This window comes from Micromonospora sp. NPDC050784 (genome assembly GCF_044456765.1).
In the GTDB taxonomy this organism is placed as follows: Bacteria; Actinomycetota; Actinomycetes; order Mycobacteriales; family Micromonosporaceae; genus Micromonospora; species Micromonospora foliorum.
Map to the genome: position 1 here is coordinate 80,038 of NZ_JBITGG010000016.1, position 17,902 is coordinate 97,939.

Annotated in this window: 17 protein-coding genes; 6 read left to right on the forward strand and 11 right to left on the reverse strand. The window is 75.3% G+C overall.

The annotated features are described in order from the left end of the window. Positions 1-15: 15 nt before the first annotated feature. The 6 genes from ACIBD9_RS21855 (at position 16) to ACIBD9_RS21880 (ending at position 5,210) form a co-directional block, all read left to right on the forward strand. A complete protein-coding gene (locus ACIBD9_RS21855) occupies positions 16-774 on the forward strand; it encodes a class I SAM-dependent methyltransferase (protein WP_396720234.1) in 759 nt (252 codons plus the stop codon). 136 nt (positions 775-910) lie between these two features. Continuing rightward, on the forward strand, positions 911-1,384 hold the full coding sequence (locus tag ACIBD9_RS21860) for a fluoride efflux transporter FluC (RefSeq protein ID WP_396720236.1): 474 nt from the start codon (positions 911-913) through the stop codon (positions 1,382-1,384). After that, positions 1,381-1,743: a fluoride efflux transporter CrcB gene (crcB, locus tag ACIBD9_RS21865; protein ID WP_396720238.1), complete on the forward strand. Its 363-nt coding sequence runs from the start codon at positions 1,381-1,383 to the stop codon at positions 1,741-1,743. Before ACIBD9_RS21860 ends, crcB begins: the two co-directional genes overlap by 4 nt. A gap of 115 nt (positions 1,744-1,858) precedes the next feature. Then, entirely contained in the window at positions 1,859-2,383 is a 525-nt protein-coding gene (locus ACIBD9_RS21870) for a PadR family transcriptional regulator (RefSeq protein ID WP_396720240.1), read from the forward strand. Next, positions 2,380-3,060 (forward strand): ABC transporter ATP-binding protein, encoded by a 681-nt coding sequence (locus ACIBD9_RS21875; protein ID WP_396720242.1) that lies wholly within the window; start codon positions 2,380-2,382, stop codon positions 3,058-3,060. The genes ACIBD9_RS21870 and ACIBD9_RS21875 overlap by 4 nt, the downstream gene beginning before the upstream one ends. Next, positions 3,057-5,210: an FtsX-like permease family protein gene (locus tag ACIBD9_RS21880; protein ID WP_396720244.1), complete on the forward strand. Its 2,154-nt coding sequence runs from the start codon at positions 3,057-3,059 to the stop codon at positions 5,208-5,210. The genes ACIBD9_RS21875 and ACIBD9_RS21880 overlap by 4 nt, the downstream gene beginning before the upstream one ends. 3 nt (positions 5,211-5,213) lie before the next feature. On the opposite strand, the gene cobA is transcribed toward ACIBD9_RS21880, so the two are convergent. From cobA to ACIBD9_RS21935, 11 genes are all read right to left on the reverse strand, one after another. Continuing rightward, positions 5,214-6,884, reverse strand: coding sequence for a uroporphyrinogen-III C-methyltransferase (gene cobA / locus ACIBD9_RS21885; RefSeq protein WP_396720246.1), 1,671 nt, complete (start codon positions 6,882-6,884; stop codon positions 5,214-5,216). After that, on the reverse strand, positions 6,881-7,477 hold the full coding sequence (locus tag ACIBD9_RS21890) for a precorrin-8X methylmutase (RefSeq protein ID WP_396720248.1): 597 nt from the start codon (positions 7,475-7,477) through the stop codon (positions 6,881-6,883). Before ACIBD9_RS21890 ends, cobA begins: the two co-directional genes overlap by 4 nt. Then, on the reverse strand, positions 7,474-7,671 hold the full coding sequence (locus ACIBD9_RS21895) for a DUF362 domain-containing protein (protein ID WP_387166396.1): 198 nt from the start codon (positions 7,669-7,671) through the stop codon (positions 7,474-7,476). The genes ACIBD9_RS21890 and ACIBD9_RS21895 overlap by 4 nt, the downstream gene beginning before the upstream one ends. Next, complete coding sequence (gene cobJ, locus ACIBD9_RS21900) at positions 7,659-9,386, reverse strand: precorrin-3B C(17)-methyltransferase (RefSeq protein ID WP_396720250.1); 1,728 nt, start codon at positions 9,384-9,386, stop codon at positions 7,659-7,661. The genes ACIBD9_RS21895 and cobJ overlap by 13 nt, the downstream gene beginning before the upstream one ends. Then, the gene (gene cbiE / locus ACIBD9_RS21905) at positions 9,383-10,672 is read right to left on the reverse strand and encodes a precorrin-6y C5,15-methyltransferase (decarboxylating) subunit CbiE (protein ID WP_396720252.1); all 1,290 of its coding nucleotides are present in this window, start codon (positions 10,670-10,672) and stop codon (positions 9,383-9,385) included. The genes cobJ and cbiE overlap by 4 nt, the downstream gene beginning before the upstream one ends. After that, positions 10,660-11,811, reverse strand: coding sequence for a cobalt-precorrin-5B (C(1))-methyltransferase (locus ACIBD9_RS21910; RefSeq protein ID WP_396720254.1), 1,152 nt, complete (start codon positions 11,809-11,811; stop codon positions 10,660-10,662). The genes cbiE and ACIBD9_RS21910 overlap by 13 nt, the downstream gene beginning before the upstream one ends. Further along, positions 11,808-12,653 carry a precorrin-4 C(11)-methyltransferase gene (gene cobM / locus ACIBD9_RS21915; protein WP_396720256.1) on the reverse strand — a complete coding sequence of 282 codons (846 nt, stop codon included), beginning with the start codon at positions 12,651-12,653 and terminating at the stop codon, positions 11,808-11,810. Before cobM ends, ACIBD9_RS21910 begins: the two co-directional genes overlap by 4 nt. Beyond that, a complete protein-coding gene (gene cobI, locus ACIBD9_RS21920; protein WP_396720258.1) occupies positions 12,650-13,477 on the reverse strand; it encodes a precorrin-2 C(20)-methyltransferase in 828 nt (275 codons plus the stop codon). The genes cobM and cobI overlap by 4 nt, the downstream gene beginning before the upstream one ends. After that, entirely contained in the window at positions 13,474-14,829 is a 1,356-nt protein-coding gene (locus ACIBD9_RS21925) for a cobyrinate a,c-diamide synthase (RefSeq protein ID WP_396720260.1), read from the reverse strand. The genes cobI and ACIBD9_RS21925 overlap by 4 nt, the downstream gene beginning before the upstream one ends. After that, positions 14,823-15,434, reverse strand: coding sequence for a cob(I)yrinic acid a,c-diamide adenosyltransferase (cobO, locus tag ACIBD9_RS21930; RefSeq protein ID WP_396720261.1), 612 nt, complete (start codon positions 15,432-15,434; stop codon positions 14,823-14,825). Before cobO ends, ACIBD9_RS21925 begins: the two co-directional genes overlap by 7 nt. A gap of 87 nt (positions 15,435-15,521) precedes the next feature. After that, entirely contained in the window at positions 15,522-17,855 is a 2,334-nt protein-coding gene (locus ACIBD9_RS21935; RefSeq protein ID WP_396720263.1) for a magnesium chelatase subunit D family protein, read from the reverse strand. Positions 17,856-17,902: the final 47 nt, after the last annotated feature.

A 17,902-nucleotide genomic window follows, 5' to 3' on the forward strand; every position in this document is an offset into this window, starting at 1 on the left:
ACTAGCCTGATCATCATGAGTCCTTACATCGTGGATCCCTGGGCCTGGCAGGAAAGCTGGGACCGTCAGCAGGAGGCCTACCTCCCGGACCGGGAACACCGGTTCACCGCAATGCTCGACACCGTCGACGCGGTCCTCGACGGCCGACCGCCGCGCGTGCTCGACCTGGCCGGCGGCACCGGCACCATCTCGCTGCGGACGCTGGCCCGCTTCCCCGCCGCGGAGACGACAGTGGTCGACCTCGACCCGGCGCTGCTCGCCATCGCCGACGCCTCGCTGGCCGACCGGGCCACCATCATCACGGCCGACCTAGGCACCCCCGAGTGGCGCTCCACCCTCCCCCACCAGGAGTACGACGCCGTGCTCACCGCCACCGCCCTGCACTGGCTGCCGGCCGACCGGCTCGGGCAGCTCTACGCCGAACTGCGCGACGTGCTGCGACCAGGCGGCGTCTTCGTCAACGCGGATCACATGGTCGACGACACCCTGCCGGAGCTGACCAAGCGGCTGATGGACCGGGCCCGGGACCGGCGCAACGCCCGGTACGCCGCCGGCTCGGTGCTGTCCTGGTCGGACTGGTGGGAGCGGGCCGGCGCCGACCCGGCGCTCGCCCCGCTGGTCGCCCAGCGACACGCGATCTACCCGGCCGGGCACAGCCCCGAGTGGAACCCGCCGGTCTCCTGGCACCTGGCCGCCCTCACGGCGGCCGGATTCAGCGAGGTCGGCACGATCTGGCGAGGCGGCCCGGACGCCGCCGTCGCGGCAGTGCGCTGACCCCGCCGTCCCCGTTAGTGGCCGGCGCCACTTGCGCCTGGCAGTGCGGTGACCCCGCTGGCGGCGGCAGCGCGCTCAGGCCGCTGTCGCCGGCAGCGCGGTGACACCGCGGGCGCCGGCACTACGCTGAGGAGCCGTGCCAGAGCCGTTCGAGCCGCGTACCGACCCCGACGTCGACCTGCGCGTCCCCGCCGACCGCCGCGAGCTGACCGCGCGCCCCGCGACGGTTCTCGCCGCGATCGCGGCCGGCGGGGTGCTCGGCGCGCTGGCCCGGGCCGGCCTGCAACACGCCGTTCCACACCCCCCGACCGGCTTCCCGTGGGCCACGTTCGCCATCAACACGTCCGGTTGCCTGCTGATCGGCGTGCTGATGGCGGTGCTCGGGCACCTCGGCGGCGGGCACCCGCTGGCTCGCCCGTTCCTCGGAGTCGGGGTGCTCGGCGGGTTCACCACCTTCTCCACCTACGCGGTCGACGTCCAGCAGGCGTTCGTCGTGGGCGCACCGGGCACCGCGCTGGCGTACCTCGCCGCGACGGTGCTCGGGGCGCTCGTCGCGGTCGCCTTGGGCGACGCCGTCACCGCCGGGCTGCTGCGGCGGGCGACCCGATGACCGTCCTGCTCATCGCCCTGGGCGCGGCCGTCGGCGCGCCGCTGCGCTACCTGACCGACCGGGCCGTGCAATCTCGGCACGGCTCGCCGTTCCCCTGGGGCACCTTGGTCGTCAACGTGGCCGGGTCGCTGCTGCTCGGCGTCCTGGTCGGGTGGCCGGCCGGCCCGGCGGCCAGCGCGTTGGTCGGCACCGGGTTCTGCGGGGCCCTGACCACCTACTCCACCTTCAGCTACGAGACGCTTCGGCTGGCCCGGGGTGGCCAGCGGCTCCTCGCGCTGGCCAACGTGGTGGGCAGCGTGGCCGCCGGGCTCGCCGCGGCCAGCGCCGGCTACGCCCTGGCCCGAGCCCTGACCGCCTGAGCGCGCTCCCGCCACACCGCACCGTCTCCATCGACACCAACGTCTGGACCAGGCGTTCCCCACGAACACACCGAGGGTATATACGCGAGGTATACCCTCGGTGTAGTCTGCTGGCATGAGCGTGCCACTGACCCTTCTCGGCCTCCTCGAACGGGAGCCCAGCCACGGTTACGACCTGAAGCGCGACTACGACGCCTTCTTCGGCCGGGGCAAGCCACTGCCGTTCGGCCAGGTCTATTCCACCCTCAGCCGACTGGCCCGCGACGGCAAGGTGGTGATCAGCGACGTCGCCCCCGGCGCCGGCCCCGACCGCAAGCGCTACATCATCACCGACGTCGGCGCGACCGAGGTCGAGCAGTGGCTGACCCAACCGGTCGACCCGGAACCGCACCTGCAGACGGTCCTCTTCGCCAAGGTCGTGCTCGCGCTGATGCTGGACCGGCCGGCCGCCGAATACCTCGACACCCAGCGCAGCGCGCACCTGCACCGGATGCGGGAGCTCACCGAGATCAAGCGCGCCGGCGGCCTGGTCGACGCTCTGCTGGCCGACCACGGCCTCTACCACCTGGAGGCGGACCTCCGGTGGATCGAGATGACCGGCGCCCGACTGGACGCCCTGCGGAAAGAGGTGCGGCCGTGAGCGTCGTGATCGAAGCGCGCGACGTGGAGTTCTCCTTCGGTCAGACCCCCGCCCTGCGCGGCGCCAGCGTCGCCGTGGAGGCGGGCGAGATCCTCGCCGTCATGGGCCCCAGCGGCTCGGGCAAGTCCACCCTGTTGCACTGCCTGGCCGGCATCCTGGTGCCCGACTCCGGTGAGATCCTCTTCGACGGGACCGGGGTGCACGCCATGGCCGAGACCGAGCGCAGCAGCCTGCGCCGGGACCGGTTCGGTTTCGTGTTCCAGTTCGGTCAACTCGTCCCCGAGCTGACCGCGGTGGAGAACGTCGCGCTGCCACTGCTGCTCAGCGGCGTACGCCGAAAGCAGGCGCTGCCGAAGGCGTACGACTGGTTCGCGCGCCTCGGCCTGGACGGCCTGGAGCAGCGGCGCTCGGGTGAGCTCTCCGGCGGGCAGGCGCAACGCGTGGCCCTGGCCCGCGGCCTGGTCGCCGAGCCGCAGGTGCTCTTCGCCGACGAGCCGACCGGCGCGCTCGACTCGCTCACCGGCGAGCAGGTCATGGACCTGCTGGTCGGCGCCGCCCGCGAGCAGGGCACCACGGTCATCCTGGTGACCCACGAGCCGAGGATCGCGGCGTACGCCGACCGCGAGGTCATGGTCCGCGACGGGCGCGTGAACGCGCCGGACCGGATCGCCTCATGATCCGCTTCGCGCTCCGCCTCGCTGTGGCCGGCGGCCGTGAGGCGCTCACCCGCCTGGTCGTCATCGCCGCCGCCGTCGCGATCGGCAGCGGGCTGCTGCTGACCACCCTCGCCGGGGTCAACGCGGTCAACTCCCAGCTCACCCGGTACGCGTCGATGTATCCCAACGCCTCAACCGGCGGCACCGACCCGCTGTGGTGGTCGACCCGGCAGGACTACTTCCACGCCAAGCAGATCATCCGGATCGACGTCGCCGCGACCGGTCCGAGCGCGCCCACCCCGGTCGGTGTCCCGACCATTCCGGGTCCAGGCGAATTCTACGCCTCGCCCGCGTTGCGGGACCTGCTGGCCGCGCACCCGGCCGACCAACTGGGCGACCGCTTCCCGGGGCGTGACCTCGGCACCGTTGGCCCGGCCGCGCTGACCTCGCCGGACACCCTGCTGGTCATCGCGGGCGGCACCCCCGACCAGGTCGCCAAGCTGCCCGCCGCGAAGCAGGTCACCAGCGTCGGCGACACCCCCGCCCTCCCCGAGACCACGGTGAACCTCATCCTGGGCGTCATCGCCGGCGGGTTGCTCTTCCCGGTACTGATCTTCATCGGCACCGCCACCCGTCTCAGTGCCGCCCGCCGGGAGCAGCGTTTCGCCGCGATGCGCCTGGTCGGCGCCACACCCCGGCAGATCGCGATGGTCGCCGCGGTGGAGGCGGCCGCCGCCGCCATCGCCGGCACCGCCGTCGGCTTCGGGCTGTTCTACGCCTTCCGCGACCCGCTCGCGAGCATCCCGTTCACCGGCATGCCGTTCTACCCCAACGACATGTCCCTGGGCGTGCTGAACGTCCTGCTCGTGGCGCTCGGCGTCCCGGCCGGCGCGGCGGTGGCTGCCCAGGTCTCGCTGCGCCGGGTACGGATCTCGCCGCTGGGCGTCACCCGGCGGGTCACCCCCCGCGCACCGCGCGCGTACCGGCTGATCCCGATGGTGCTCGGCGTCGCCGTGCTGTTCTTCGCCATCGGGTTCCGGCCCCCGACATCCGATGGCCAGGCCGCGGTGTTCCTACCCGCCCTTCTGCTCGTCATGGCCGGCCTGGTCCTCGCCGGACCGTGGCTGACGATGGTCGGCGCCCGGGTCATGGCCCGGTACGCCAGCCGCCCCGCCACGCTCATCGCCGCGCGACGCCTCGCCGACAACCCGAAGGCCGGCTTCCGGGCGATCAGCGGCATCATGCTCGCGCTCTTCGTGACGAGCGTCGCCGTGGGCGTGATCACCACGATCATCGCCAACCGCGGCCCGGCGCCGATCGGCTCGACCGAGGCGGGACAGGTGTCTCTCTACCTTCCCGATGATGCGCCGGCCGCACCCGACACGCTCTTCACCGAGCTGCGCTCGATCAACGGCGTGCGTGCCGCGACCGCGGTGCGCGAGAACCCGGACCGGATGAACGCCATCGAGCCCGGCCTGATCGCGTGCACCGACATCCCGAGCGCGTACGGCCGGTGTGCCGAGGGCGCCACCGTCGCCCAGGTGGCCACGGGCTTCGTTCCCTTCCGGGAGTCGGCGTCGTCCGCCAGGGTCTGGCCCTCCGCGTCGGTCCCACTCGGCGATCTTCAACAGCTCCCGGTGATGTCGGTCGTCGTCGACACGGACGGTTCCGCCGCCGTCATCGAGCGCACTCGCACGGTGCTGGAGGCCGCCTTCCCGACCTTCTGGACGGGGGCGAATGTACCCGGCGACTTCGAGTCGGACTTCGCGAACACGCTGCGCGGCTGGGAACAACTGGCCAACGTCATCATCATCGCCAGCCTCGCGCTCGGCGGGTGCAGCCTCGCGGTCAGCGTCATCGGTGGTCTCACCGAACGCCGACGCCCGTTCAGCCTGCTGCGTCTCAGCGGCGCGCCGGTGCGGGTCCTGCGTCGGGTGGTGGCGCTGGAGAGCGCCGTACCGATGCTCGCCGTCGCCGCCGTCGCCATCGGCATGGGCCTGCTCGCCGCCCACCTGTTCCTGCGGGCGCAGATGGACTACACGCTCGTCGCGCCGCAGCCCGGCTTCTACGTGATCGTCGTCGTCGGGTTGGTGGCCTGCCTCGGTGTCATCGCCTCGACCCTGCCGCTGCTGGAACGCATCACCGGTCCGGAGACCGCCCGCAGCGAGTAGTCGTCATCCCGTCGGCCCGGTGGCCGGAAGAGCGACCACCGGGCCGAGGACGAAGACAGCGGGCGGGGCGACGCCCTCCCGGGCGGCGACGGCGCCGATCTCGTCCAGCCGGGCGGGCACCGACCGCTGGTCGGGCAGCCCGGCGTCCTGCACCGCCAGCACCGGGGTTTCCGGGGCGCGACCGTGCTCGATCAGCACAGTCGCGATCTTGGCGATGGTGTCGACGGCCATCAGCAGCACGACGGTGCCCCGGGCCCGGGCCAGCGCCGCCCAGTCGACAAGCGAGTCGGGGTGCCCAGGCGGCAGGTGCCCGGACACCACGGTGACGTCGTGCGCCACACCCCGGTGCGTCACCGGCACGCCGGCCAGCGCCGGTGCGGCGAGCGCGCTGCTCACCCCGGGGACCACCGTGACCGGCACGCCGGCCGCCGCACACGCCTGCACCTCCTCGTGGCCGCGCCCGAAGACGTACGGGTCACCACCCTTGAGCCGGACCACCCGGCGACCGGCGCGGGCGTGCGACACGAGGGCCTCGTTGATCGCCTCCTGGGCCATCGACGGGCCACGGGGCACCTTCGCGGCGTCGACCACCAGCACGTCGGGGCGCAGCCCGGCGAGCAGCCCCTGCGGGGCGAGTCGGTCGACCACCACGACGTCCGCGGCGTCGAGCAGCGCCCTTCCGCGTACCGTGATCAGGTCCTCGGGCCCCGGCCCGCCGCCGACCACGGCGACCGAACCGTGGCCGTGGTCGTGGTCGTGGTCGTGGTGTGCGTGGTCGTGCCCGTGGTGGTGGCCGACCGGGTCGTCGGGGTGGTCGTGCGGGCGTTGCGGGCGGCCCACCTTGTCGGCGAACCCGGGCATCAACACCCGGTACGCGCAGGTGTCGCAGTTCATCCGGATGTCCCCGCCCAGCGCCTCCGCGTACCGCTCGAGGACGAGGTCGGCGAGGGCGTCACAGTCGCCGATCACCTCGGCGACCCGGACGTCCAGGTCGGGGTGGGCGGCGGCGAACTCCGCGGACTGGGCGACGATCCGGTCCGGGAGCACCCCGGCGAACAGGAAGTACGGCGCCACCACGATCCGCCGCGCGCCGAGGCGGCGCAACCGCTCCAGCACGGCCGGCACCGACGGTTGCGCCAGGGAGATGAACCCCGGCTCCACACCCGCGTAGCCGCGCCCCTCCCAGAGCAGCCGGGCGACCTTGGCGACCTCGGCGTTGGCGTCCGGGTCGGTGGACCCCCGCCCGATCAACGCCACCCACGTGCCGGCCCGGTCGGCACCGGCCAGCTCCGTGCCGGCCCGGTCGGCACCGGCCAGTGCCGCGTCGATGCGTTGTTCGAGGGCGTCGTGCAGCAGCGGGTGCGGGCCGAGCGGGCGGCCGTAGCGGTAGCTGAGCCCGGGGTGGCGCTGCTGTTCCCGGGCCATCGCGGCCGGGATGTCGCCCTTGCCGTGGCCGGCGCCGGTGAGCACCAGCGGCAGCGCCACCAGCGCCCGGTGCCCGCGGGCGACGAGCGCGCCGACCGCGTCGGTCAGCGGGGGGCGGGACAGCTCGATGAAGCCGCCCTCGACGTCCCCGACGTCACCGCGACCGCGGACCCGCTCGACGAGAGCGGCGAACTGGTCGACCCCGGCCGCGCTGCGCGTACCGTGCCCGACGATGACCAACCCGGTCATGACTTCTCCTCGACGTAGAGCAGGGCGTTGAGGGCGGCGGCGGCGACCGCCGAGCCGCCCTTCTCCCCCACGTTTGACACGGCGGGCAGGCCGCTGGCCCGCAGCGCCGCCTTCGACTCGGCGGCGCCCACGAAGCCGACCGGCAGGCCCACGACGAGCGCCGGTGCGGCGTCCAGGGTGAGTAGTTCGACGAGCGCGGTGGGCGCGCAGCCGACCACCCAGACCGCTCCGGGCCCGACCCGTTCCAGGGCGATCCGCACGGCCGCCGCCGAGCGGGTGATGCCGGCCGAGCGGCCCAGGGCGGCGGCAGCCGGCTCGGCGACCGGACAGACCAGTTCCAGGCCGGCCCGGGTGATGCCGGCGGCGACCATCGCCACGTCGGTGACCACGGGCGCCCCGGCACGCAGCGCGGCCAGCCCTGACTCCAGGGCCGCCTCGTCGCACACCAGCTCGTCGACGTACGCGAGGTCGGCGCTGGCGTGCACCACCCGCTCGGTCACCGCGCGGCTCAGCGGCGGCAGGTGCGACAGGTCGACGCGCTCGCGCAGGATGCGGTACGACTCGACCTCGATGGGGTGCACCACCCGGCTCATCGGGTTCCTCCAACCGCGTCGGGCTCGACGACGCGGATCGCGTCGACCGGGCAGATCTCCAGGCACTCCAGGCAGCCGGTGCACCGGTCGGCGCGGACCGTGAGGCCACCGGCGACCGGGCGGATCGCGTGGGTGGGGCAGGTGAGCAGGCAGGCGCCGCAGCCCTGGCACGCGTCGATCGTCACGAGCGCCACCGGTACCCCCGGGGTGTGACCATCCGGCCGGCGACCAGCCGGGTGTCGCTGCTGCCGACGACCACGACGCTGTACATGTCGACGATGGCCGGGTCGAGCGTGCCCAGCGTCGCGAGGTGCACCCGTTCGCCGGGGCGGCTGGCGTTGCGCACCACGCCCACCGGGGTGTCCGGTGGGCGGTGCGCGGCGAGGATGCCGAGTGCCTTGCCGAGCTGCCAGTCCCGGGCCCGGCTGCGCGGGTTGTAGAAGAGCGTCACGAAGTCACCCTCGGCGGCGGCGGTCACCCGCCGCTCGATGACGTCCCACGGGGTGTGCAGATCGGAGAGGCTCAGGTAGGCGTGGTCGTGACCGAGCGGCGCGCCGAGCAGCGCCCCGGCAGCGAGGGCGGCGGTGACGCCGGGCACCCCCACCACGTCGATCCGCTCGTCGGCGTACTCCAGGGCGGGGCTGGCCATCGCGTACACCCCGGCGTCACCGGAACCGATCAGCGCGACGGCCCGGCCGGCGTTGGCCTCGGCGACGGCGGCGCGTGCCCGCGCCTCCTCCGCGCCCAGCCCGCTGGACAAGACCCGGGTTCCCGGGCGGAGCACGTCGCGGACCTGCTCCAGGTACTGGTCGAGCCCGACCACAACGGCGGCGCGACGCAGCTCGGCCACCGCGCGGGGGGTGCGCAGGTCGGCGGCGCCCGGCCCGAGGCCGACGACGGCCAGCCGGCCGCGTGGCGCGTGCCGGGCCACCGCCACCGTGGCCATCGCCGTCGCGGTCTTCCCCACCAGCAGCGTCGCGTCGTCGGCCCGGCCGTCCGGGCCGAGCAGGGCCGCGGCCTCCGCCACGCTCGGCGTGCCGACCGCGGCGCGGACCACCTCGCTGGGGTGCGGCACGTCGACCGCCGCCAGCCGCGCCGCCGGCCAGGTCACCAGGGGTACGCCGAGCGCGTCGACGGTGCTGCGGATGCCCGCCTCGTCGGCCTTGATGTCGGCGGTGGCCAGGCAGCGCAGGCTCGCCGGGTCGAGGCCGGCCTCGGCCAGCACCCGGTGCAGCAGCTCCTCCACCTCGGCGGCGGGTACGCCCCGACTCGCGCCCACCCCGGCGACCAGCGACGGCGGCCGCAGCACGGCGGTCCGCTGGTCGGGTGACACGACCCGGTCGGTCACCAGCAGTCGGTACCCGTCGTCCGTCGGGTCCTCGCCGGCGGCGCGCACGTTCGGGGGCAGGGCGGGCAGTGGCCAGTCGGCGTCGGCGATCAGCCGGACCGGCTCGCCGTCCAGGATGGCCCGGGACACCGCGGCGACCGCGCCCTGGACCGGCCAGCCGAGGGTGTCCAGCCCCGGCAGGTCGACCGCGTCGGTGGCGGTGGTGATCACCGGTCGGGCGTCCAGCAGGGCGGCGACCCGCTCGGCGAGCGCGTTGCCCCCACCGGCGTGCCCACCGAGCAGTGCCACGGCGTGCCGGGCCGCCTCGTCGACGACCACCACCGCCGGGTCGGTGCGCTTGTCGTCGAGCAGCGGCGCGACGATCCGCACCACCGCCCCGGCGGCCAGGAACGCGATCACCGCGTCACACCCGGCCCAGGCGGTCCGCAGCGCGTCGGCGACGGTCTCCCCCTCGACCAGCCGGGCGTGCGGCCACGCGGCGGCCAGGGTGTCGGCGTGCCGGCGGCCGGCGGCGGTGGCCGCCACCAGGCCGATCCGGACGGGCGGGTTCTGGTCGGTCACGGGCGCTCCCCGGTGAGGACGACCACCGGGTTGGTGGCCGCGAGGCGGATCGACCCGCCGGGCAGGTCGGCGAGGCGGGCGGCGGAGAGCTGGCTGCCCTCGACCGTGTAGCCGGCGGCGCGCAGGAGGCCCACGGCCGGTGCGACCCGGTCCAGTGCGGCCAGGGTGAGCACCACCCGCTCGGGTCGGCGGGCCACCACGGCGGTGAGGACGTCGACGCCGCCACCGCCGACGAAGACCGCGTCGGGCTGGGGAAGGTCGGCCAGCGCCGCAGGGGCGCGTCCGGTAACCAGCCGGACGTGCGCGGCGTGCGCGGCGGCGTTGGCCCGGATGGTCGCGCCGGCCTCCGGGTCCTGTTCGACGGCGAGGACGGCCGCGCCGAGCAGCGCGCACTCGATGCCGACCGAGCCGCTGCCCGCGCCGACGTCCCAGACCAGCCGGCCCAGTCGGGGGCGCAGCCGGGCGACGACGAGGGCGCGCACCTCCGACTTCGTGATCATGGAGTCGCGGTGGGCGTACCGGTCCTCCGGCAGCGCCCAGCCGCCGGCCGGCGCGGCGGCGGGCTGGTTGTCGGCGCGCATGCCGCCGGCCCTGCCCAGACCGTGCGCGGCGTCCGCGGGCCCGGCGGGCGCGGCGTCGGCGAGGCTGAGCAGGACGTGCGGGTCGGCCCAGGTCTCGGCGGCGGCCTGTTCGGGGGTCACCGCGCGGACCCGTTCGTCGGCGGTGCCCAGGTGCTCGGCGACCAGCAGGCGGCGGGACCAGCCGATCAGGCCGGCGCCCAGCTCGGCCGCGCCGGCGCCGGGCGCGGTGAGCACCGCGACCAGTGGCAGCGCCCGGCAGGCGTTCAGGGCGGCTCTTCGATCGCGCCCGTGGGCGGTGACCACGGCGGCGCCGTCCCAGGGCAGCCCGGCGCGGGCGAACGCGGCGGCCACACTGGACACCGCCGGCACCACCCACAGCGGCAGCCCGGCCGCGCGCAGCCGCCGGACGATGCCGAACAGGCCGGGATCGCCGCTGGCCAGCACCACGGCCGGCACTCCGGCGTCGACGGCCTCGGCGAGGCGGCGCAGGGCGGGGCCGAGCGGCCCGAGGGCGATGGTGTCCACGCCGGCCGGTACGGGCACCGCGGCCAGGTGCCGGGCGGCCCCGACGACCAGCCCGGCGGTGGCCAACACCGGGGCGAGCGCGGGGTGCGGCGGGGCGCCCGCCGCGTCCAGGCCGACCACGGTCACGGGGCTCACCGGGGCCACCGAGGCACCCGACTCCACCGGCGTCACCGGGGCCACCGGCCGGACGAGGCGACGACGTGTGCTCCGGCGAAGTCGACCATCGCCACGTCCACGGTGACCGTCGGCCCGGCGAAGCGCCGCAGCACCTGGCGGACCCGCTGACAGAGCAGGTCCCCGGCCGGTGCCAGCAGCCCGGCGGCCTCCCACAGCTCGTACGCGTGCCGCCCGGTGTTCGCCTCGGTCACGGCGGCGACCAGCGACGGATCGCCGCCGGCCTCGGCGGTCACGGCGCCGAGCAGGGAGAGGTCCACCTTGGAGCGGGTGTAGTGGGTCATCAGGATGCCGGCCGCGAGTTTGGCGAGCTTGCCGGCCATGCCGACGAAGACCACCCCGGTCATCGCGTCACCCACGGCGGCGGTCACCGCGGCCCCGGTGAAGTCGCCGACCTCGACGAAGCAGACCTCGGGCAGGTCGGGCAGGAGCGCGCGGGCGGCCCGCTCGGTACGCCCGCCGGTGCAGAGCACCACGGTCGGCTCGCCCTGGGCGGCCATCACGTGCACGGCCTGCACGACGCTGGCCCGCCACGACGCGGTGGAGAAGGGGCGGACGATCCCGGTGGTGCCGAGGATCGAGATCCCGCCGAGGATGCCGAGCCGGCGGTTGGTGGTCTTGCGGGCCATGATCTCGCCCCGGGGCACGCTGATCACCACCCGGACGCCGACCTCGCTGAGGTCGACCACCTCGGCGACCGCCTCGCCGATCATCCGGCGGGGGGTGTCGTTGATCGCCGGGCCGCCGACGGAGAGCCCGAGGCCGGGCTTGGTGACCGTGCCGACGCCGGCGCCACCGGCCAGCCGCAGGCCGGGGGCGTCGGTCCAGTCCACGGTGGCGGTCAGCTCGGCGCCGTGGGTGACGTCCGGGTCGTCCCCGGCGTCCTTGACCACCACCGCCTCGGCGCGCACCGGCGGGCTGCCGGTCACCTCGCAACGTTCGACCGGGAAGCGCACCCGGCGTCCGGCGGGCAGGCCGATCTCCACCTCTTGCTGGGTGGTGCCGGTGACCAGCGCGGTGACCGCGGCCTTGGCCGCCGCCGTCGCGCACGCGCCGGTGGTCCAGCCGGTGCGCAGCGCGGTGGGCCGGACCTTCGCGGTTCGCGGCAGGTCCGGTTCGCGCAGCGGCGGCTCGGCGTACGTCATGGTGTGTGCCCCGGTGTGGCTGTCCCCCCGGCGCGGGCGCTGGCCTGGCGGCGCAGCTCGGCGCGGGCGGTCGGCTCGGCCCGCCGGAAGGTGTGGAAGTGCCCGGGGTGGTAGAGGTGCGAGCGGGTGCCCTCGGCGGCGAGGGCCGGCCCGACCAGGAACAGGGTGTGCTTCCACAGCTTGTGCTGCTTGACCGTCGCCTCCAGGGTGCCGACCGTGCAGCGCACCACCAGTTCGTCGGGCCAGGTGGCCTGGTACGCCACCACGGCCGGGGTGTCCTCCGGGTAGCCGCCGGCCAGCAGCTCGGCCTGCACCTGCCCGGAGCGGGCGGCGGAGAGGAACAGCGCCATCGTGGTGCCGTGCCGGGCGAAGTCGCGGACCCGTTCACCGGGCGGCATCGGGGTCTTGCCGCCTTCCAGTCGGGTGAGGATCACCGACTGGGCCACCTCGGGCACGGTCAGCTCCCGTCCGACGATCGCCGCGACGGCGGTGAACGAGGACACCCCGGGCACGATCTCGACGGCCAGGTCGAGCGCCCGGCACAGGTCCAGCTGTTCCTGCACCGCGCCCCACAGCGCCGGGTCTCCGGAGTGGATCCGGGCCACGGTCAACCCCTGCTCGGCGGCGCGCCGGTAGAGCGGCAGCACACCCTCGATGGGCAGCTGGGACGAGTCGACGATCTCCGCGCCGGGGCGGGCGTGGTCGAGCACGTCGGCGTGCACCAGGCTGGCCGCCCAGATCACGATGTCCGCCTCGGCGATGACCCGGGCGGCCCGCAGGGTCAACAGGTCCGCCGCCCCGGGGCCGGCACCGACGAACCACACCTTGCCGTCGCTGGTCACAGCTTTCCTCCTCGGTGCTCGCGGCGGGCCGGAACCAGCAGCGTCGACAGGTACGGCAGGTCGTGTTCGGTGTCGTCGACCGGCCCGATCCGTTCGCCGGGCAACCCCAGGCTGCGGCCGAGCACCGCGTCGGCGAGGCGGCCCTGCCGGCGTAGCTCGGCGAGCAGTTCCGGGTGCCGCCGCCAGCCCTTGTAGGCGACCACGGTGCCCGGCCCGGCGAGGGCGTCGGCGAAGAGCGCCAGGCCGGCGGTGGCCGGCAGCAGGGTGAGCGGTTCGCGTCCCTCGCAGAGCGGGGTGCCGCTGCGGGCCGCCAGCTCCTGCATGGCGGTGACGCCGGGCACGGTCGCCACCCGCACCGCCGGGCACAGCGCGCGGACGCTCTGGGCCAGGTAGCCGAAGGTGGAGTAGACGTTGGGGTCGCCGATGGTGGCGAACGCCAGCGACCGCGCGCCCGCGTCGATCGCCTCGACCACCACCCGGGCGGCGTCGTCCCAGGCCGCCGCCCGGCGCGCGGTCACCCCACCCCGGTCGTCGAGGGCGAACGGCAGCCGGCGCAGCCGGTCCGCCGGCACGTACTCCCGGACGGTCGCCTCGGCCCGCCCGACCTCCGCGCCCGGCGGCGTCGCACCGGCCGTCGCGGTGGGCGCGACCCGGTCCGCCATCACGGGTACGAAGACCACGTCGGCCTCGCGCAGGATCCGCACGGCCTTGACGGTGAGCAGTTCCGGGTCCCCCGGCCCGACACCGACGCCGGTCAGCGTGGCGTCGGCGGGAGACACGTCGGCGGTCGGCCGCGCGTGGGCGCGCTGCGTGTCGGCGCTCATCGGCACGCCTCGACCAGTCGGCGGGCCGCGTCCGGGTGACCGGCCCAGTGGGTGTGCAGGTAGGACGCGTGCACCCGCCCGGCGACGAAGCCGTGCTCGGCGTCGTTCCAGCGCCACGCCGGCGCCTCGCCATGCCCCGGGTCGGTGGTGGTGCGGTGGAACTCGTGGCCGCGTACCGCCTCGCCGGCACGCGCCACCGGGGAGTCGGTGACGGCCCGGGCCTCCCGGTAGCCGAGGGTGAGCCGGTCGGTCATCCGCGCGGTCAGGTCCAGCCGGCCGCACATCGGTACCCCGTCCAGGGACCGCCCGAGGTAGAGCAGCCCGGCGCACTCGGCCACGATCGGCCCGTCGAAGTCGGCCAGTTCGGCGCGGAGCGCGGTGTTGTCGGCAAGCGTCTGGGCGTACGCCTCGGGGAAGCCGCCGCCGATCACCACCGCCCGGGTGCCGGTGGGCAGCGCCGAATCGCGCAGCGGGTCGACGGTGACGACGTCCGCGCCGGCCGCGACGAGCAGTTCGGCGGTCTCCGCGTACGAGAAGGTGAAGGCCGGACCACCGGCGAGCGCGACCAGTGGTCGCTCGACGCCGGCCGGCCCGCCGACGGCGGCGACCGGGTCCCACGCCGGGGTGGTCAGCGGCGGGGCGGTCCGGGCCAGGTCGAGCACGGCGTCGAGGTCCACGGTGGCCTCGACCAGCTCGGCGAGCGCGGTGACGATCGCGACGGATTCGGGTGCCCGCTCGGCGACCGGCACCAACCCGAGGTGCCGGGCGGGCGCGGCCACCTCGGCGGCGCGGGTGACCGCCCCGAGCACCGGTACGCCCACCTCGGCGAGGGCGTCGCGCAGCAGCGCCTCGTGCCGGGGTGAGCCGACCCGGTTGAGGATCACCCCGCCGATCCGTACCGCCGGGTCGAACGCGGCCATGCCGTGGGTGAGCGCGGCGGCCGACCGGCCCTGTGCGGTGGTGTCCAACACCAGCAGCACGGGCGCCTCGATCAGCCGGGCGACGTGCGCGGTGGAGGCGTAGTCGCGGCGGCCCACCGCGCCGTCGTGCAGGCCCATGACGCCCTCGACCACGGCGATGTCGGCGGGCGTGGGGACGCTCGCGCCGTGTCGCAGCAGGGCGGCGATCCGGTCGGCCCCGACCAGGAACGGGTCGAGGTTGCGCCCGGGTCGCCCGGCGGCGAGGGCGTGGTAGCCGGGGTCGATGTAGTCGGGGCCGACCTTGTGCGGGCTGACCGTCAGGCCCCGACGGCGCAGCGCGGCGAGCAGCCCGGTGGCCACAGTCGTCTTGCCGTGGCCGCTGGCCGGGGCGGCGACCACCACCCGGGGCAGCGCCCAGTGCGCGCTCACCACTCGATGCCCTTCTGGCCCTTCTGGCCGGCGTCCATCGGGTGTTTGACCTTGGTCAGCTCGGCGACCAGGTCGGCGGCGGCGACCAGCCGCGGGTCGGCGTCCCGGCCGGTGATCACGACGTGTTGGAAGCCGGGACGGTCGGCCAGCGTGGCGACCACCTCGTCGACGTCCACCCAGCCCCACTTCATCGGGTAGGTGAACTCGTCCAGCACGTACAGCCCGTAGCGCTCGGCGGCCAGGTCACGCTGGATCTGCCGCCAGCCCTCCAGGGCGTCGGCGGCGTGGTCGGCGTCGCCGCCGCGCTGGATCCAGGACCAGCCCTCGCCCATCTTGTGCCAGGCCACCGGCGCGCCCTGGCCGGTGCGCTCGTGCACGTCGCCGAGTGCACGGAAGGCGTTCTCCTCCCCCACCCGCCACTTGGCGCTCTTGACGAACTGGAACACCCCGACCGGCAGACCGGCCGTCCAGGCCCGCAACGCCAACCCGAAGGCCGCCGTCGACTTCCCCTTCATCTGTCCGGTGTGGACGATCAGCAGTGGCCGGTGCCGCCGCTGCCGGGTGGTCAACCCGTCGAGCGGCACCGAACTCGGTTGTCCCTGCGGCATCAGCCCGTCCCCCGTCCCGCGAGCACTCCCGCGCCCGTCTCTCCCGCGATCTTGCGGTTTCTGTTGGTCATACGTGCGTTTGGTCCGTTATGCCGCGACAGGAAGTGCAAGATCGCGGGGGTGAGGGTGGGTGAGGGCTTCCAGGGGGGTCCGGGGCGCGTTCAGCTGGGTGGCCAGACGGGCGGCCAGGTGCAGGCGGACCGGGCCGGACTCGCAGTCGACGACCACGCACGCGGCGCCGGTCGCCGCCAGGGCCTTCGCGGCTGCTGCCGCCCGGTCCAGTGGGCGGGTGCCGGCGGTGGCTCGGCCGTCGGTGACGATGAGGACCAGCGGGCGGCGCTTCGGGTCGCGCAGGCGTTCCACCCGCAACAGGTCCGCGGCGGCGAGCAGCCCTTCGGCCAGCGGCGTACGCCCGCCGGTGGGCAACTCGGCCAGGCGGGTCGAGGCGGCCAGCACCGACGAGGTCGCCGGCAGCAGGGTCCGGGCGCCGGCACCCCGGAACGCGATGACCGCGACCTTGTCCCGCCGCTGGTACGCGTCGGTGAGCAGGGCGAGCACCGCGTCCTTCACGGTGGTCATCCGCTGCCGGGCGCCCATCGAGCCGCTCGCGTCCACCACGAACAGCACCAGGTTGCCCTCACGCCCCTCGCGAACCGCCTCGCGCAGGTCGTCCCGGCGCAGTCGCAGCGGACCGGTGAGCCGGCCCCGGGCCGCCTGGTGTGGCGCGGCGGCGCGGATCGTGGCCGGCAGGTGCAGCGCGCCGACCCGGCCCGCCGGCACCTGGGCGCCGGTGGTGCGGCCCCGCCCGGTGCGGGCCCGCGACCGCCGGCCCGGCACCCCGTCACCCAGGCCGGGCGCGGTGAGCACCCGCGCCTTCAACCCACCCCGGGGTACGGCCACCGGCTGCGCCTTCCCACTGCGGGTCGGGTCGTCGTCACCTGTCGCCGATTCCCGGCCGCCGCGCGGGCGCGCGTTCGGGCCGTCGCCGTCCCGGTCGTCCGCCGGACGCTGCGGCCACCCGTCGTCGCCCCGGTCGCCGGTCTGGTGCTGTGGCCACCCGTCGGTGCCGACCGGGCCGTCGGCGTGTCCGTCGGGAGAAGCGCCGTCACGCGCCGCCGAGTGTCCGGCCGACCCGGGTTCGTCCTGCTCGACGCCGTCGCCCTGCCGACCGCCGCCAGTCAGGCCACCGCCAGTCGGGCCGCCGCCAGTCGGGCCACCACCGTTCGGGCCACCACCGTTCGGGCCACCACCGTTCGGGCCGCCGTCACCGGCCGGGCCACCGCCCCGCGGGCCGCCGCCGTCGGGGCCACGGTCGTCGGGGCCGGCGTCGTCCGGATCGTCGGGGTGGGCGTCCTGGGCGCGCTGCAACGCCTCGTCGAGGCGCTTCTCGTCCAGCCCCGGGGTGTCGAACGGATCGCGGCGGCGGCGGTGCGGCAGGGCCAGCCGGGCGGCCACCCGGACGTCGTCGATGGTGACCCGGTCCCGGCCGTGCCAGGCGGCGTGGGCGAGGGCGGTCCGGGCGGTGACGATGTCGGCGCGCATCCCGTCCACGTCGAACGCCGCGCACACCTCGGCGATCTGCCGCAACGCGGCGTCCGGGAGTCGTACCCCGGGAAGTCGGCGGCGGGCGGCGGCCACCTGGCCGGCGATCTCCGCGTCGGCGTCGGCCCAGCGCGCCGCGAATCCGACCGGGTCGGCGTCGGCGGCCAGCCGGCGGCGGACCACCTCGACCCGGATCTCCGGGTCCCGGCTGGCACCCACCTCCACGGTGAGCCCGAACCGGTCGAGCAGCTGCGGGCGCAGCTCACCCTCCTCCGGGTTCATCGTGCCGACCAGCAGGAACCGGGCCGCGTGGCTGACCGAGACGCCCTCCCGCTCGACGTGGCTGCGACCCATCGCCGCCGCGTCGAGCAGCAGGTCGACGAGGTGGTCGTGCAGCAGGTTGACCTCGTCGACGTAGAGCACACCCCGGTGCGCGGCGGCGAGCAGACCCGGCTCGAAGGCGCGTACGCCCTCACCGATCGCCTTCTCCAGGTCCAGTGCGCCGACCACCCGGTCCTCGGCGGCGCCCACCGGCAACTCGACGAGGCGGGCCGGACGGGTCTCGGCGGCGGAGTCGGCCGGGTGCGGGCCGTCCGGGCAGGCCGGGTCGGGCTCGGCCGGGTCGCAGCCGAAGCGGCAGCCGGCCACCCGCCGGACCGGGGGCAGCAGCGCGGCGAGGGCCCGTACGGCGGTGGACTTGGCGGTGCCCTTCTCACCCCGGACCAGCACCCCGCCGATCGCCGGGGAGACCGCGTTGAGCAGCAACGCCAGCCGCATGTCGGCCATGCCGAGCACCGCACTGAACGGGTAAATCGTCACTGCGCCTTCTTTCGTTCGCGACTGCGGGGCTCGCAAAACCGGCTCACTTCTTGCGCTCACTGCGCTTCCTTCGTTCGCGACTGCGGGGCTCGCAAAACCGGCTCACT

Coding starts and splice junctions, on each gene's coding strand:
- ACIBD9_RS21855 (WP_396720234.1), top strand. CDS start 16: ATGAGTCCTTACATCGTGGATCCCTGGGCCTGGCAGGAAAGCTGGGAC.
- crcB (WP_396720238.1), top strand. CDS start 1,381: ATGACCGTCCTGCTCATCGCCCTGGGCGCGGCCGTCGGCGCGCCGCTG.
- ACIBD9_RS21870 (WP_396720240.1), top strand. CDS start 1,859: ATGAGCGTGCCACTGACCCTTCTCGGCCTCCTCGAACGGGAGCCCAGC.
- ACIBD9_RS21880 (WP_396720244.1), top strand. CDS start 3,057: ATGATCCGCTTCGCGCTCCGCCTCGCTGTGGCCGGCGGCCGTGAGGCG.
- cobA (WP_396720246.1), bottom strand. CDS start 6,884: ATGACCGGGTTGGTCATCGTCGGGCACGGTACGCGCAGCGCGGCCGGG.
- ACIBD9_RS21890 (WP_396720248.1), bottom strand. CDS start 7,477: ATGAGCCGGGTGGTGCACCCCATCGAGGTCGAGTCGTACCGCATCCTG.
- ACIBD9_RS21910 (WP_396720254.1), bottom strand. CDS start 11,811: ATGACGTACGCCGAGCCGCCGCTGCGCGAACCGGACCTGCCGCGAACC.
- cobI (WP_396720258.1), bottom strand. CDS start 13,477: ATGAGCGCCGACACGCAGCGCGCCCACGCGCGGCCGACCGCCGACGTG.
- cobO (WP_396720261.1), bottom strand. CDS start 15,434: ATGCCGCAGGGACAACCGAGTTCGGTGCCGCTCGACGGGTTGACCACC.